The organism is Micromonospora sp. USAFONa4, assembly GCF_057197825.1.
Genome location: NZ_CM170072.1, coordinates 34404 through 49921, shown reverse-complemented (window position 1 = coordinate 49921; position 15518 = coordinate 34404). Strand labels below are relative to the sequence as shown.

Genomic DNA, 15518 nt, shown 5'->3' with positions numbered 1-15518 from the left:
GGTGGGTTGCCTCCTACCAGCTCATGCCGTGGCCGTAGGGATAGAGCACGGTGCCCGCGCCCTCGGCCGTGGGGATCGTGACGGGAAGCCGCCCACGGGGGGACAACTCGCCGTGCAGCGCGCGGACGAGGGCGTCCATCGCCGCCCGCGTGTACGAGTAGGTCGCCAGGTAGGTGGTCACGCCCGGCAGGTAGGCGACGTCGTAGGGGTCCCGCACCGCGACCACCACCACGGGCTTGCCCGTGCCGAGCAGCGCGGCGACGAGCCGCCGCTGGGTGCCGCGCGGATCGGTGACGGTCGTGTCCCACGCCTTGTTGGTCAGCACGACGGTGAGGTCGTGCCCGGCCGCCAGCGCGGCCGTCGCGGCGATCGTCTGATCCGAGGGCAGGGTCGCGGGCCGGGCGGTGGCCCGGGCGCCGCGGGCGGTGAACCCGTCGGCGACGGTCTCGACCGGCGCGAAGGCGGCGCTGTTCCAGCCGGTGACCAGCACCGAGCGCTGCCCGGGGTCCAGCGGCAGCAGCTCCGCGTCGTTGCGCACGGCGGTGAGGGTCGGGTCGGTGACCCGCGCGACGGCGGCGAGGTGCTCGGGCGCCCCGACCGTGCGTACGGCCTGCTCGACGTCGACCAGCGGCGACCGGGCGAGGCCCTGCCGGTACTTCATGGCGAGGATGCGCCGCACCGACTCGTCGACGCGCCGCTCGGTCAGCTCGCCGGTGGCGACGGCCCGCAGCACCGCGTCCCGGGCCAGCCGCAGGTCCGGCGGCATCAGGAGCTGGTCGGCGCCGGCCTTGAGGGCCAGCACGGGCACCCGGTCGTCGCCGTACTTGCGCCGCACGGCGGCCATGTTCAGCGCGTCGGTGACGATGACGCCCCGGAAACCGAGCTCGCCGCGCAGCACGCCGGTGAGGATCGTCGGCGACAGCGTGGCCGGGTCGCCGGAGGGGTCGAGCGCGGGTACCACGATGTGCGCCGTCATGATCGATTCGACGCCGGCGCTGATCGCCCGCCGGAAGGGCGGCGCGTCGATCCGGTCCCACTCCTGTCGGGTGTGGTCGATGACCGGCAGGTCGGTGTGGCTGTCCGTGGCCGTGTCGCCGTGGCCGGGGAAGTGCTTCGCCACCGCGGTCACGCCGGCACCGTCCTGGAACCCGGCGACCTGGGCGGCGGTCAGCTCGGACACCAGGTGGGGGTCGGCGCCGAAGGACCGTACACCGATCACCGGGTTGCCGGGGTCGACGTTGACGTCGGCGATCGGCGCGTACGGCTGGTGGATGCCGACGGCGCGCAGCTCGCGTCCGGTGATCTTCGCGGCCTCGTGGGCGGCGGCGGGGGACCGCCCGGCGCCCAGGGCCATCGACCCGGGGAACTGCGCGGCGGGGGCGGGCATGCGCAGCACCACGCCCTGCTCCTGGTCGGTGGAGACGAGCAGGGGCACCCGCCCCTTCGCGCCGTCGCCGACGGCCGCCCGCTGCAACCCGTTGGAGAGGGTGGCGATCTGGCGCGGGCTGTCCAGGTTGTGCGACCACGAGAAGTAGCAGACGCCGCCGAGGTGGAACTCGTCGACGACCTCGGCGGGCGTCTCGACGCCGAACGCCGCGCGGTTGGCGGCGCGGTCGGCGGCCGAGGGTTCGGTGGCGTCGGCGCCGTAGACGTAGGTGGCGAAGAGCTGGCCGACCTTCTGCGCCAGGCTCATGTGCCGCAGCGTCGAGGTGACCCAGCCGTGCTCGCCGCCCGGTGGGCGCGCGGGTGTGGCGGAGGCCTGGACGGGCAGCGGTGCGAGGGTGGTCGACAGGGTGACCACCAGGACGGTCGCGGTAACGAGTCGGGCCTTCATCGACGACGACCTCTCAGTCCGGATGGCTGAAACTTAGCTACGCATCGATGAATCGTCAAGAAGGATTGCTACAGGCCGGGCCGAACTCCGGCGTGGCCGGCGGGACGGCGAAGGACGCGACCGGACACCTTTTCCGCCACGCGCGGAACCCGCAGGGCGCCGGTGGTGTCATCAACGTGTCCCCATCGGAGGTACCCCTGAACGACGAAGACCTGGTCACCCGCGCCCGGGCGGGCGACCTGGAGGCGTACGAACTCCTGGTCGCCCGGCACACCGCGTCCGCGTACCGGACGGCGGTGCTGCTCGGCGCGGGTCCGGACGCGGAGGACGTCATCCAGGAGGCGTTCGTGAAGGGCCATCGCAAGATCTCCCGCTACCGGGGAGAGTCGTCGTTCCGGTCGTGGCTGCTGGCGATCGTGGCCAACGAGACCCGCAACCTGCACCGGTCGCGCGGCCGGCGCGACGGGCTCGCCCTGCGCGCGGCCGTCGCGAACCCGCCCGCCGAGATCGGCGAGGACGCCGCCGTCGAGGCCGTCCTCGCCGGGGAGCGCCGGGCCACCCTCGTGCGGGCCCTGCGCTCGCTGCCGGTGAGGGACCGTGAGGTCATCGTGTGCCGGTTCTTCCTCGACCTCAGCGAGGACGAGACCGTGGCCATGCTGGGCTGGCCGCGCGGCACGGTGAAGTCGCGGACCTCCCGGGCACTGGCGAAGCTCCGCGGCCTGCTCGACGTCGCGGAGGTGCGCCGTGGATGACCTCGAACGCGAACTGCGCGACCTCGCCGCCTGGCTGGAGACGCCCGATCCGCCTGAGGTGACCGCCCGGGTACGCGCACGCCTCGCCGCGCCCCCGCCGAGGCGACGCCGGTGGCGCCACCTCGTCGCCGCGGCACTCGCCGCCCTGGTCGTGGCGGCGCTGCCGCCGGGGCGCGCCGCCCTCGCCGACGCCGCCGCCGGGCTGCTGCGCTTCGCCGGGATCACGATCGCCACGACGCCCGACCCGGCGCGTCCCACCGGCGCGGCCTCGCCGCTGCCGACGCAGCGGCCCGCCACCCTGGCCGAGGCACAGCGGAAGGTGCGCTTCCCCGTCCGCACCCCGACGAGGCTGGGCCCGCCCGAGCAGGTGCTGGTCGCCGACCCGGACGGCGCCGGCTTCTGCCGGGTGGCGACGCTGCTCTACCGCGGGGGAGCGTTGCGCATCGACGCCTTCGACGGCCGCCTCGACCTGGCCTTCCACAAGGAGAGCAGCGCGGCGGGTGCCAGCTGGGTCCAGGTCGACGGCGGCTTCGCCGTCTGGATCGGCGCCCCGCACCCGGTCTCCTACGTGGATCGCACCGGCGTCGTTCGGGTGGAGACCGCGCGGCTCGCCGCCGCCACCCTGATCTGGCAGGGGGCCGACGTCAGCTACCGCATCGAGGGCGACCTCACCCGCTCCGAGGCGATCGAGATCGCCAGGTCGCTGGGCTAGGGCGGTCGTGCCGACCCGGGCCCACCACCCGGGGGCCGGGGTCGGGAACCCGGGGGAGCCGGCCGGTGTCCCGACAGTGAGAAAGCACGAGCAGGTCGTCGGGAGGGCGTGAGATGAATTCAGCGCGCAGGGTGTTGCTGGGGGCAGTGGTCCTGTTGGCCGGGTGCACGACAGCGGGACGGCCCGCCCCGCAGGCCGCATCCCCGGCTGGTCCGCAGGCCACCTCTACGGCCGCTCCGCAGGCCGCCTCTCCGGCCGTGACGGCGTCGGCCGGCGCGGCTGCGGGCGTCACCACCGGCTGCGGCTCCCGGGTCGAGACGGGGCCGCTGCCCGACTGGGCGGACGCCGGGTTCAGCGGGAGCACCCGGACGCCGCATGTCCTCGGCGCGCGCGGCGAGATCGTCGCGGTGCTGTTCGGACACCCGCTGAGCCGGTCCAGGAAACACGGGACGAACAACAAGATCCTCTGGGTCGCCCGTCCCGCCGCGACGCCCCCCGCCGCGACCACCCCGGACGCCCTGCGGATCACCGCGACCCTGGACGGCGCCGGAACCCGGGTGACCCGGCAGGTCGCCGGCGGTCCGGGGCCGTCGATCGTCGACCTGCCGCGGGCCGGCTGCTGGCACCTCGAACTGCGCTGGTCCGGGCGCACCGACGTGCTGGACCTCGTCTACGCGGACAGCTAGGCCGACGTGCCGGGGGCGTCGGACGCCGCCGCTCCCACTCCTCCGCGATCGCCAGTTCCACGGTCGGGCCGGCGAGGTGCGCCGACGCCACGGCGAGGGCGGCCGGGTCGACCGGAGGGGACGGTGGCGTCGCCACCGCCGGCCCGGGTCGAGGCAGGTCGCCCTCGCCGTGGCGCGGTACGTGCGGGAGGGACTCAGGTCAGGGGGCGCAGCCGGTCAGTTCGGGGCTGGACGGGGTGCCGGTGGAGGGTCCGAAGAAGAGCAACGCGCAGGCGCTGAAGAAGGTCGGGTTCTCCTCGGCGATCCAGTGGCCGGTGTCGGGGGCCACGACGGTGCGGACGTCGTCGGCCACCTGCTGGTAGGAGGCGGCCACGGCGGGTCCGAACACGGACTGGGCGCCCATGGCCATCACGGGAATCCTCAGGCGCTTCGACTGCGCCTGCGCCTGGTTGTCGGCGGCGTCGGCCTTGAACGCCCGGTAGTACTCGTATCCCGCCGTGCGCTTCGCCGGGTCGGAATACGCGCGGTAGTAGACGTTGCGGTCGATCGCCTCCGGATGTTGCGCGCGGTCGAAGAGCATTCCCAGATAGGTGGGGACGTCCTCGTTGTCCATGATGCGCTCCGGGATCGGCGCGGGTGAGGCGTTGAAGAGGAAGTGCCAGCTGATCCCGTAGAAGTTCTCCAGTCCGAATCCCGACAGCGGGCTTTCGACGACGCCGATCCGGGTGACCTCGGTGGGGAAGTCGCGGGCGTAGTTGTAGGCGACCATGGCGCCGAGGTCGTGACCGATAAGGGCCACCTGCGTGAAGCCGAGCTGGTTGACCGCCTGCCGGATCCGGCGCGCCGTGGTGGCCTTGTCGTAACCGCCGGCCGGGGCCGTGGAGGCGCCCAGGCCGGGCAGGTCGAACGTGATCACGGTGTGCTGCTGGGCGAGGCTGGGCAGCACCTTGTGCCACACCCACGACGTCTGCGGCCAGCCGTGCAGCAGCACCAGCGGCGAGCCGCTCCCGCTTGTGGTGTAACGCAGGGTCGCGCCGTCGACCGTGACGTTGCCCTGGCGTACGGCGTGGCCGCCGACGGGCGCCGCGGCCGGCTCCGGCGGCGGCGCGGGGGCCACGGCCGCGGCACCCGCGCCCGCCCCGCCCACGAGCGCCACCCCGAGCGCGGCCGCGACGGCGATCCGCCTGCCCCGACGACGCGAATCACTGCCGAAAGCTGTCTTCACCGCAGAACTCAACGCAGACAATTGCATGGACACTTCGCTTTCCGTGAGTTGGCGACCGCATCGGGCGGTCGGATCAAACAAAGCGGAAACGGCGGCGTTCACAAGCGCGCCACGGATGCCGATCGAGCGGCTTCGGAAATGTTACAACGGATGTCAAGACGTCGATCGATTGTGGCGTTTCGGCAAAACTCTCCGGCCGGTGCCGGGGACACAAACGTCGATACCCGCTTACCCGCCGGACGCCCGGCGGTGACGACCGCGACCACGCCTGCCGCCGGGGCGCTCCATGGGCCACAGTCGAGGGTCGCGGCAGCTTTGCCGTGGCTCCGCGGCGCGTGGCAGGATATCGGCCATGACAAGCGACGAGCAGGTGAAAGCCAGCCACCGTAACACCCCGACGAGCGACGCGTTCCGCGCATTCATCGCCTCCGGCTGGGCCAGTACGGATGCGGCACCTGTCCCGCGCGCGGAGGTCGCCGAGCACGCGGCCCGCCGCCGGGCGGCCTTGTCACGGCGGTTCCCGGGCGAGCGCCTCATCATCCCCGCCGGCGGTCTCAAGGTGCGCAGCAACGACACCGACTACACGTTCCGCCCGCACACGGCCTTCGCCTGGCTGACCGGTCTCGGGTTCGACACCGAGCCCGACAGCGTCCTGGTGCTGGACCCCAGGCCCGACGGCCACGAGGCGATCCTGTTCTTCCGGCCGCTCGCGCCGCGCGACAGCGAGGAGTTCTTCGCGGACTCCCGGTTCGGCGAGTTCTGGGTCGGACCCCGCCCGACGATGCGCGAGATCGAGCAGCGGCTGGGCATCGGCACCCGGCACATCGACTCGCTCCCGGACGTCCTGGCCAAGGACGCCGGCGCGACCGTGGTGCGTGTGGTGCGGGGGGCCGACGGCGAGCTCGCCCGGCTCGTCGACGAGACCCGGGCCCAGGCGGAGACGCCCGCGTCGGTCACGCAGCAGCACGAGGCGGACGAGGAGCTGGCCCGCCACCTGTCGGGGATGCGACTGTGCAAGGACGAGTGGGAGGTCGGCGAGATGCGCAAGGCGATCGCCGCCACCCACCGGGGCTTCGACGCCATCATCGCCGGGCTGCCCGAGGCCGTCGGCAAGGAGCGCGGCGAGCGGTGGGTCGAGGGTCTCTTCGGCCTGTACGCCCGCCACGACGGCAACGGCATCGGCTACGAGACGATCTGCGCGTCCGGCGACCACGCCAACACCATCCACTGGACGAAGAACACCGGTCCGGTCCGTGAGGGCGACCTCATCCTGGTGGACGCCGGCGTCGAGGTCGACTCCCTCTACACCGCCGACATCACGCGCACCCTCCCGGTGACCGGTCGCTTCACCGACGTGCAGCGCAAGATCTACGAGGCGGTCCTGGAGGCGCAGGAGGCCGGTCTGGCGGCGGTCAAGCCGGGCAACAAGTTCAGCGACATCCACGCCGCCGCGAACGTGGTCATCGCCCGGCGGCTGCACGAGTGGGGGCTGCTGCCCGAGGGCGTGACCCTCGAGCAGACGCTGGACCGGGAAAGCGGCGGCTGGCACCGGCGGTGGATGGTCCACGGCACCTCCCACCACCTCGGCATGGACGTGCACGACTGCCAGATGCTGCTGCGTCAGGAGTACAACGACGGCGAGCTGAAGCCCGGGATGATCCTGACCGTCGAGCCCGGCCTGTACTTCAAGGCCGACGACCTGCTGGCGCCGGCGGAGTTCCGCGGCATCGGCGTCCGGATCGAGGACAACGTGCTTGTCACCGAGGACGGTCACGAGAACCTGTCGTCGGCCATGCCGCGTACCGCCGACGACGTCGAGGCCTGGATCGACCGGGTGCGCTCCGGCGCGGGTGCCTGAGCACCCCGCGACCGACCGGCCGGCACGTGCGGGCGCGCATTGCCCGGTCGTGCCGGCCCCACCGGCCGTCGCGCACCGCTGAGCCCGCCGGGCACCGCGATCCGGTGCCCGGCGGGCGGCGGTACGCGCGCGACCGCCACACCCGGCCGGCGACGGGCGCTCAGCCGCCGTGGAAGGTGCAGCCGATCTTCGCGCCGCCGGCCATGCTGACCACCCCGACCCCCGGGTCGGTGCTGCCACGGACGAGGCAGCCGGCGTAGCCGTCCTCGCCGACGACGTCGCGGTCGGCCAGGTAGACCCCCCAGTTGAGGTAGAGGTCCCGTACGCCGCCCGCGCCGTCGGCGAACGGCTCGGCGGCGGGCCGGACCCGGCGTTGCAGCACGTACGGGCCGTCCAGCGCGGCGTCGAGCCGGGCCTGCCACTCGTCGCCGCCCACCGTCCACCCGGCCAGTACGCCGTTGCCCCCGTGCAGCAGCGTCGGCTTCAGGATCAGCTCGTCCTGCCGGGCCCGGGCGTAGGCGAGCAGGTCGACCTCGGCCCCCTCGGGATCGGTGCCGCGCGGGCGTACGTGCCGGGTCCACGGCAGGAGCCGGTCGAGGCAGGCCAGCTCGTCGGCGTCGAACAGGTGCCGGTGCCGGTCGTCGGAGAGCATGGCCAGGGTGCCCTTGTTGCCGTAGAGCTCGGCGTCCAGGCGGCTGAACAGGCCGACCTTCTCCTGCTCCGCGGCGACCAGCAGCGGCTCCACCTGGGCCGCCGCCGCCGGGTCGGCCAGGTCCTCGGGCAGGAAGTAGCGCACGACGACGTCGACGGCGCGGCCCGCCACGGTCGGCCGGCCCTGCGGGTACGTGAACTCGCCGAGGTGGCAGCCGATCCCCTCGATCCCGTACCCGGCGAGCAGCTCGGCGAGCACCTCGAGCCGGCCGCCGACGATGGGGTAGTTCTCCGTCGTGTCCACCACGGCGACGACGGGCGGCCGGTCCGTGGGGATCATCGCGGCGCACTCGGCGTACATCATCCGCACGATGCAGCCCAGCGTGTCCGGGTAGCGGAGCCCGTGCCGGTCCACGAACTCCCGCAGCGGCGGGTACGCCAGCATCGCCCGGTTGATGTCGGCGGACTCGAAGCCGCCGAGGGCGCTGGTGAGGTTGAACTCGAGCAGCCGGAACCCCGCGCCGTCGTGGTAGAGGTCGGCGCGGCCCAGCGGGACGAGCGACCCGACGCGGGCGCCGCGCGTGATCAGCGCCGTCTGCCGGGGATCCATGCCGACGGCCTCGGCCAGGGCGGTGAGGTCCCCGTCGAACACCCGCTCCGGCAGGGCGCGCAGCAGGTCGTAGACGGTGCGCAGGTCCCGGGCGACGGCCCGGCACTCGCTCTCCGCCAGGAAGGCGGGGGCGCTCATGAACCGGTCCCGGTACGGCTCGAGGATGACCGAGTCCAGGGCGGCGGCCGTCGGGTCGTCCGTCGACGCGCTCCGGGCGACGTGCTCGGCGTACGCGCGGCCCAGTGGCGACCTGCTCACTGCGGGCGGCCGGGTGGTCGTCATGGTGTGTCCTCTCGGGGCGGGTGGCGCGTCCGGTTCGGGGCGGGCGGGACCGGCAGTGGGTGCGGCGGCGATGGTCGTCCGGCGCCGGTCGAGCTTCGCCGGCGGGTGGGCGGACGTGCCATTCCCTCCCCCTTTCGATCTGCCGATACACCGCCGTCGACAATTTGGCCGGACCGTCCGAAATTGCCGGCACGGTGGAGCTGACGAGGATAGTCGCAAATGGTCGTGGCGGCGTCGAGGGTGAAGTGCCGTCGGCGCCGTGCGACGGATCGGTGACCCGCCGGAGGACCGCGCGGGCAGTTCGGGCGTACGGCCTGCCCGGAGGTCCTCCGCAGCGCCGCGAGCGGGTCGGTGGCTGCCGCCGCGCAGCGCCGTTCGCGGGCTCTGTGACGGTTCACACTCCAGCCTGGACTGTCGCGAGAGTGACGTAACAGCCGGGTCCACTCGGCGTGGCCATCTGATAGCTTCGATGCCGACGGAACGCTGCGGCTGACTGAGCGCAACGGCCGCATTGGTTGTCGTGCAGGTAAACGGGGGCTTCTTCGGTTAATACGTCGAGACTTCTGAGATCAAGGTATATGTCCGATTGTTGTTCGACTCGGCAATTCCGGCCGAACGGATTCCGCCGAACGACTCCCGGTCACGACGTGTTCCGACATCCGCCCGGCGCACCCGTATCCCGACCGTCCACCGACCGCGACGCCCCGAGGGCGGCCGCGCCGCCGTGGGCGTCGCGCGGGCCGTCCGGGCACCCGCACCCCGCAGCGGCGACGGCGGGGTGGCGACGCCCGGTACGCCGACCCCGCGCGACCGACCCCTGTCGTGTCGCACGGGGTTCCGCCCGGGGCGCCGCGCACTTTGAATGGTGAGGACGACGTACTTGAGAACCTACGACCCGGAATCCGTGAGCCGCGCGACCCGTACCCGCCGATCCCTCGCCCGGCGGTCGTGGACCGGCCGGCTCCGGCGCCCTGGAGGCACGCCTTGAGTCTCACCGCGGACGTGACCGACGCCGAGGTCCGCGTCGTCGAACCCGCCACCGTCGCCGTCATCGGCACCGGGGCGATCGGCCAGGACCTGATCAGCAAGATCCACCGATCCGCCCTGCTGGACTGCCGCCTGGTGGCCGGGCGCAATCCGGACTCGGCGGGCCTGCGGCACGCCGAGCGGTTCGGCTACCCCGTCAGCGCCGCCGGGATCGACGCCGTGCTGGCGGCGGGGGACGCGTTCGACGTCGTGTTCGACGCCACCAACGCGGCGTCGCACCTGCGCCACTGGTCGCTGCTGGAGCCGCTCGGCACGCTTGTGGTCGACATGACGCCCAGCAGGGTGGGCCGGATGGTGGTGCCGACCGTGACCGGGGTGGAGGCGACGACCGGGCGCAACATCAACCTGATCAGCTGCGGCGGTCAGGCGTCCATCCCGGTCGCGCACGCGCTCGCCGCCCGCTTCCCGGTGAGCTACATCGAGGTCGTCTCGACGGTGGCCAGCGACGTCGCGGGCCGCGGCACCCGGCTCAACCTCGACGAGTACGTGGCGACGACCCGGCACGCCGTCACGACGTTCTCCGGCGTACGCGACGTCAAGGCCATCCTCAACATCAGCCCGGCGGTGCCGCCGGCGACGTTCCGGACGGCCGTGCACGCGCGGATCCCGGGCGCCGACGTCGCCGCGGTGCGTGCGGCGGTCGACCCGGTGGCCGAGCAGGTGCGATCGTTCGCCCCCGGCTACGCGGTGACCGCCTGCACCGTGGTCGACGACCGGGTGACGGTCGCCCTCCAGGTCACCGCCCACAGCGACGTGCTGCCCGGCTACGCGGGCAACCTCGACATCATCAACTCGGCCGCCATCCTGGTCGCCGAGCAGCACGCGGCCCGGCTGGGCCGGAGCGCCCGGACGGAGGCGGCCCGATGAGGAACGTCGTGATCCACGACCCGACGCTGCGCGACGGCCAGCACGCGGTCCGCCACCAGCTCGGGGCCGTCGCCCTGCGCCGGTACGCGGAGGCGGCGGACGCGGCGCGGATCCCGGTGGTCGAGGTCGGCCACGGCAACGGTCTCGGCGCGTCGTCCCTACAGGTCGGTCAGGCCGCGGTCAGCGACGACGAGATGCTGTCGACGGTCCGGGAGGCGCTGCGGCACAGCCGGATGGGCGTGTTCATGCTGCCGGGCTGGGGCACCTCCGACGACCTGCGGCGCGCGATCGGCCACGGCGCCGACGTCGTCCGCATCGGCGTGCACGCCACCGAGACGTCGCTGGCCGAGCGCCACCTCGACGTCCTGCGCGAGGCCGGCGCCGAGGCGCACTGCGTGCTGATGATGAGCCACATGGCGTCCCCCGCCGAGCTGGCCGAGCACGCCGCGCAGGCCGTCGCGTACGGCGCGCAGGCGGTCGGGATCATGGACTCGGCGGGGCACTTCCTGCCCGACGACGTCACCGCGCGGATCGGCGCGATCGCCGCGGCGGTCGACACGCCGGTGATCTTCCACGGCCACGACAACCTCGGCATGGCCGTCGCCAACTCGGTGGCCGCGGCGCAGGCCGGCGCCCTGATCATCGACGGTTGCGCGCGGGGCTTCGGCGCCGGGGCGGGCAACACGCAGCTCGAGGTGCTCGTCCCCGTGCTGGAGCGCAGCGGCTTCGCGACCGGCATCGACCTGTACGCGCTCCTCGACGCCGCCGACCTCGCGGAACGCGAGCTCATGCCCGCACCTCCGGTCACCGCCTCGATGTCCATCGTGAGCGGCCTGGCCGGGGTGTTCTCCGGGTTCAAGCACCGGGTGGTCGAGTTGTCCGGCCGCGCCGGCGTCGACGCGCGCGACGTGTTCTTCGAGCTCGGCAGGCGGCAGGCCATCGCCGGCCAGGAGGACCTGATCGTGGACGTGGTGGCGGAGTTGAGCGCCCGCAGGGCCAACGCGTGACCGGCCGCGCACCGCGGCCCTCAGCAGTGAGGAAAGGCGACATGGGAGTTCCGGACGCAGTGTCCAACGCGAACGGGTCGGCGGGTGTCCCCGTGGCCCGCATGACCTTCGACGAGTTCATGGCCGTCGGCCCCGGCGGCCTGTTCAAGGCCGACGTGCCCGTGGTGATCGCGCTGCCGCCCGACGTGCAGGGGCTCGGCCGCGACGGCGTGGCGAGCCGGCTGGCCGACATGACCGTCACCCTGTTCACCGAGCCGGGCGACAAGAACCATCCGGGGCGCTGGGAGACCCGCGACATCAAGCTGCGCGACTTCTTCGCCGACGAGCGGCACCTGACGACCCCGGGCACGTGGCACCGGGTGGTGTCGAACATCCGCAACAGCCCGGCCGACGTGAACGCCGTCATCGGCTTCGACGCGGACAAGTTCTTCGGCTACGGCGACTCGCTGTACGCGGCGAACCTGTGGATCAGCCACCGCGGCGTGTTCACCAAGAACCACTTCGACGAGTTCGAGAACTTCAACATCGCGCTGGAGGGCCGTAAGCGGTTCATCATCGCCCCGCCCGGTTCCCGCGAGTACTATCCGCGTTCGGTGCTGCGCGGCTTCGGGGACAAGTCCCAGGTCTTCGACCTGGACAACGTCGACCTGGTGCGCTTCCCGAGGGTGGCGCCCAAGCTGGCCCAGCGTCGTGACTTCGTCCTCGAACCTGGCCACATGCTCTACCTGCCGCTCGGCTGGTGGCACCAGGCCGAGTCGCTGGACGAGATGAACATCAACGTCAATTTCTGGCTGAAGTCGAAGAAGATCCTCCGCAGGCCGCACGCGCTCGGCGTCGCGCTGTACACGTACGCCTACCGGAGGGTCAAGGGTGTCTACAGCTACAAGCCCACCGAGGTGAACTCCTGATGAGCGAGCGCAAGTCCATCACCCCCACCCACCGCTACCGCAACAACGACAAGCTCATCGGTGTGGGGAACACCTTCTGGAACATGTCCGAGGAGCACGGGGTCGCGGGCATCGTCGGCGACCTCTCCGACGGCGTGTTCCGGATGGCCGACGGCCACGAGTTCGTCAACTTCACCGTCTGCTCCTACCTGGACCTCGACACCCACCCCGAGGTGATCGACGGGGCCGTCGCCGCGCTGCGCCGCTTCGGCGTGCTGGACCACTGCATCCCGCGCACCCGCGTGCAGACGTCGGTGCTGCTGGAGCTGGAGGAGTCGCTGGGCGAGCTGTTCGACGCCATGGTGATCAGCGCGATCTCCACGGCGGCGGCCAGCACCGGCCTGCTGCCGCTGATCGCGTCGGGGCACCTCGGCAACGGCACCCGGCCGCTGATGGTCTTCGACAAGAACGCGCACGTGTCGATGGCCAACGCCAAGCCGAACTGCGCTGACGAGACCGAGGTCGTCACCTGCCGCCACCACGACCTCGACTACCTCGAGGACATGTGCCGCACCTACGAACGCGTCTGCTACGTCGTGGACGGCTCGGACAGCCTGGGCGGCTACGCGCCCGTCGAGGAACTGGCCGTGCTGCAGGACAAGTACAACATGATGGTCTTCTACGACGACTCGCACTCGCTGTCGGCGTACGGCGAGCGCGGCATCGGCTACGTCCGCTCGCACTGTCCGGTGCGCGACGACCGCACCATCACCGTCGCGACCCTGAGCAAGGGCTTCGGGGCGGGCGGCACGGCGATCCTGCTCGACGGCTTCCCCAAGGAGACGCGGCGGATCGTCGAACGCTTCGCGGGGCCCCTGGGCTACTCGCAGAAGATGAACGCCGCCGCCGTGGGCGCCGCGCTCGCCTCGGCGGAGATCCACCGCACCGAGGAGCTCACCCGGCTGCAGGGGCGGCTGCGGGCCAACATCGCGCTGTTCGACTCCCTGCTGGCCACCGAGCAGTCCGGCAGCACGTACCCGATCCGGGTCGTGCCGATGAGCGACGAGACCGTCGTCGAGGCGGCCCAGCGGGTCTTCGCGGCCGGGTTCTACACCTCGCCGGTGTTCTTCCCGATCGTCGCCCGCGGCACCGCCGGCCTGCGGGTCATGCTGCGCGCGGGCCAGACCGAGGAGCAGATCACCCGGCTGTGCTCCGTGCTCGTCGAGGCGGGCGCCCGCCCGGCCGACGCGCGACCCGAGCCGGTGACCCGATGACCGGCGCCGCGCGGGCGATCCCGCGCAGCATCCTCTACACCCCGGCGCTGTCGCTGGACCGGGTCGTGAAGGCGTGGTCCTACGACGCGGACGTGCACCTGATCGACCTGGAGGACTCCGTACCGGCGGCCGAGAAGCCGGCCGCGCGCACCGTGTGCCGGGCCGCGCTGGAGAAGGCGCCCCGGCCGGAGAACGTCGCGGTACGCATCAACCAGCTGGGCAGCGTCGCGGCGGTGCAGGACCTGGTGGCCCTCACGGAGTGCTCGGTGCGGCCCGGCATCGTCATGATGACGATGGTGACGTCGGCGGCCGAGGTGGCCCTGCTGCGGCAGATCCTGGCCAGCGCGGACGCGCATCCGGAGATCTACGTGACGGTGGAGACCGTGGAGGCGGTCACGGAGATCGACGCGATCGCCGGGGCGAGTGACGGGCTCGTCCTCGGCTCGGCTGATCTGGCCGCCACGCTCGGGGTCGAGATCACCTGGGAGGCCATGCTCGCCGCCCGGCAGGCGATGGCGCTGGCCTGCGCCCGGCACGGCACCGCCTGCATCGACACCGCCAACTTCCGGCTCGCCGAGCCGGCCGTCCTGGCGCAGGAGACCACCCGCGTGCGGGCGCTCGGCTTCCACGGCAAGGCGACGGTGCACCCGGGCGAGCTCGACGAGATCAACCGGGTGCTGCGCCCCCAGGCCGACGACCTGCGCCTGGCGCGCAGGGTGGCCGACGCCGTACGGGCGGCCAACGGCGGGATCGCCGTGCTGGACGGCAACATGGTCGGCCCGCCGTTCGCCCGGATGGCCCGCGCCACCGTGTCGCGCGAGGACGCCTGGGCCGCCCGGTTCGGCACCGACGGAGCTGCCGGATGACCGGGCCGGTGACGGTCGACGCCGCACAGATGGCGGGCACGCCCCAACTCGTGCGGGTGATCGACGCGCTGGGCGAGATGTTCGCGGACCTGGTCGCCGGCCGGACGGACTCCCCGGCGCGCACCGTCATCGAGCACGGCCCCCAGCGGGTCCTGCTGGTCAGCCCCGCCGTCTGGGAGCGGCGCGGGGTGGGCAGCGTCAAGATCACCACGCTCACCCCCGACAACCCCGGGCGCGGCCTGCCGCTGATCCACGGGGTCGTCGCGCTGACGGACCTGACCACCGGGCAGATCACGGCCCTGCTCGACGGCGCGGAGCTGACCGCCGTGCGCACCGGTGCGGTCGCCGCCCTGGCGACCCGCTGGTGCACCGCCGAGGACGCCGAGGACCTCGCGGTCATCGGGGCGGGGGTGCAGGCTCGGTCGCTGGTGCGCGCGGTGGCGGCGGTGCGCCGGATCCGCAGCGTACGGGTGTTCTCGCGGACCCGGGACCGCGCGGAGCAGTTCGCCGACTGGGTGCGCGACGCCGTGCCCCATCCGGTGCACGCGAGCGTCTGCGACAGCGCCAAGGCCGCCGTCGCCGACGCGGCGATCATCTGCACGGCGACCTCCACCAGCGACAACACGCCGCTGGTGGAGGCGGACTGGGTGGCGCCCGGGGCGCACGTCAACGTCATCGGCGGCACCCACCCGGACGCGATCGAACTCGACCCCGCCCTGCTGGCCGACGCCGTGGCGGTCGTCGAGGAGCGCACCGCCGCGCTGGACGGCGCCGGTGAGGTGCGCGCCGCCCTGGCCGCCGGCCTGATCGGCGTGGACGACCTGCACGAGCTGGGCACGCTGGTCACCGGCGGGGTGCAGGTCGTCGGGCGGACGTCGGTCCTGCGTACGGTCGGGATGGCCATCGAGGACACCGCCGCCGCCGTGGCGCTGCACGAGGGGGCGGCGTCCGTGGCGTAGG

General features: G+C 72.9%; 13 protein-coding genes. 10 read left to right on the top strand and 3 right to left on the bottom strand.

Annotation, left to right across the window (positions count from 1 at the left end; translation table 11 throughout):
* Nucleotides 1-13 precede the first annotated feature (13 nt).
* On the bottom strand, nt 14-1834 hold the full coding sequence (locus tag AC0OO9_RS00160) for a glycoside hydrolase family 3 protein (protein ID WP_484514563.1): 1821 nt from the start codon (nt 1832-1834) through the stop codon (nt 14-16).
* 176 nt (nt 1835-2010) lie between these two features.
* Between AC0OO9_RS00160 and AC0OO9_RS00155 the strand changes: the two genes are divergently transcribed.
* The 3 genes from AC0OO9_RS00155 to AC0OO9_RS00145 all read left to right on the top strand — a co-directional run bounded on the left by AC0OO9_RS00155 (nt 2011) and on the right by AC0OO9_RS00145 (nt 3984).
* Nucleotides 2011-2586: an RNA polymerase sigma factor gene (locus tag AC0OO9_RS00155; RefSeq protein WP_484514562.1), complete on the top strand. Its 576-nt coding sequence runs from the start codon at nt 2011-2013 to the stop codon at nt 2584-2586.
* Entirely contained in the window at nt 2579-3298 is a 720-nt protein-coding gene (locus AC0OO9_RS00150) for a hypothetical protein (protein ID WP_484514560.1), read from the top strand. Before AC0OO9_RS00155 ends, AC0OO9_RS00150 begins: the two co-directional genes overlap by 8 nt.
* A 257-nt stretch (nt 3299-3555) precedes the next feature.
* Nucleotides 3556-3984 carry a hypothetical protein gene (locus tag AC0OO9_RS00145; RefSeq protein ID WP_484514559.1) on the top strand — a complete coding sequence of 143 codons (429 nt, stop codon included), beginning with the start codon at nt 3556-3558 and terminating at the stop codon, nt 3982-3984.
* A 199-nt stretch (nt 3985-4183) separates the two neighbouring features.
* On the opposite strand, the gene AC0OO9_RS00140 is transcribed toward AC0OO9_RS00145, so the two are convergent.
* Nucleotides 4184-5209: an alpha/beta fold hydrolase gene (locus tag AC0OO9_RS00140; RefSeq protein WP_484514558.1), complete on the bottom strand. Its 1026-nt coding sequence runs from the start codon at nt 5207-5209 to the stop codon at nt 4184-4186.
* 352 nt (nt 5210-5561) lie between these two features.
* Between AC0OO9_RS00140 and AC0OO9_RS00135 the strand changes: the two genes are divergently transcribed.
* Nucleotides 5562-7067 (top strand): aminopeptidase P family protein, encoded by a 1506-nt coding sequence (locus AC0OO9_RS00135; protein ID WP_484514556.1) that lies wholly within the window; start codon nt 5562-5564, stop codon nt 7065-7067.
* 160 nt (nt 7068-7227) lie between these two features.
* Here AC0OO9_RS00135 and AC0OO9_RS00130 read toward each other — a convergent pair whose 3' ends face one another.
* On the bottom strand, nt 7228-8610 hold the full coding sequence (locus tag AC0OO9_RS00130) for a hypothetical protein (protein ID WP_484514554.1): 1383 nt from the start codon (nt 8608-8610) through the stop codon (nt 7228-7230).
* A gap of 984 nt (nt 8611-9594) precedes the next feature.
* Here AC0OO9_RS00130 and AC0OO9_RS00125 point away from each other — a divergent pair.
* The 6 genes from AC0OO9_RS00125 to AC0OO9_RS00100 all read left to right on the top strand — a co-directional run bounded on the left by AC0OO9_RS00125 (nt 9595) and on the right by AC0OO9_RS00100 (nt 15517).
* The gene (locus AC0OO9_RS00125; protein ID WP_484514552.1) at nt 9595-10524 is read left to right on the top strand and encodes an acetaldehyde dehydrogenase (acetylating); all 930 of its coding nucleotides are present in this window, start codon (nt 9595-9597) and stop codon (nt 10522-10524) included.
* Entirely contained in the window at nt 10521-11531 is a 1011-nt protein-coding gene (gene dmpG, locus AC0OO9_RS00120) for a 4-hydroxy-2-oxovalerate aldolase (protein ID WP_132239853.1), read from the top strand. Before AC0OO9_RS00125 ends, dmpG begins: the two co-directional genes overlap by 4 nt.
* 101 nt (nt 11532-11632) lie before the next feature.
* Complete coding sequence (locus AC0OO9_RS00115; protein ID WP_484518103.1) at nt 11633-12439, top strand: cupin-like domain-containing protein; 807 nt, start codon at nt 11633-11635, stop codon at nt 12437-12439.
* Nucleotides 12439-13692, top strand: a complete 1254-nt coding sequence (locus AC0OO9_RS00110; protein WP_484514550.1) for an 8-amino-7-oxononanoate synthase family protein — start codon at nt 12439-12441, stop codon at nt 13690-13692. The genes AC0OO9_RS00115 and AC0OO9_RS00110 overlap by 1 nt, the downstream gene beginning before the upstream one ends.
* Nucleotides 13689-14558, top strand: a complete 870-nt coding sequence (locus AC0OO9_RS00105; RefSeq protein ID WP_484514548.1) for an HpcH/HpaI aldolase/citrate lyase family protein — start codon at nt 13689-13691, stop codon at nt 14556-14558. Before AC0OO9_RS00110 ends, AC0OO9_RS00105 begins: the two co-directional genes overlap by 4 nt.
* The gene (locus AC0OO9_RS00100) at nt 14555-15517 is read left to right on the top strand and encodes an ornithine cyclodeaminase family protein (RefSeq protein ID WP_484514546.1); all 963 of its coding nucleotides are present in this window, start codon (nt 14555-14557) and stop codon (nt 15515-15517) included. Before AC0OO9_RS00105 ends, AC0OO9_RS00100 begins: the two co-directional genes overlap by 4 nt.
* The last annotated feature ends 1 nt before the right edge of the window (nt 15518 follow it).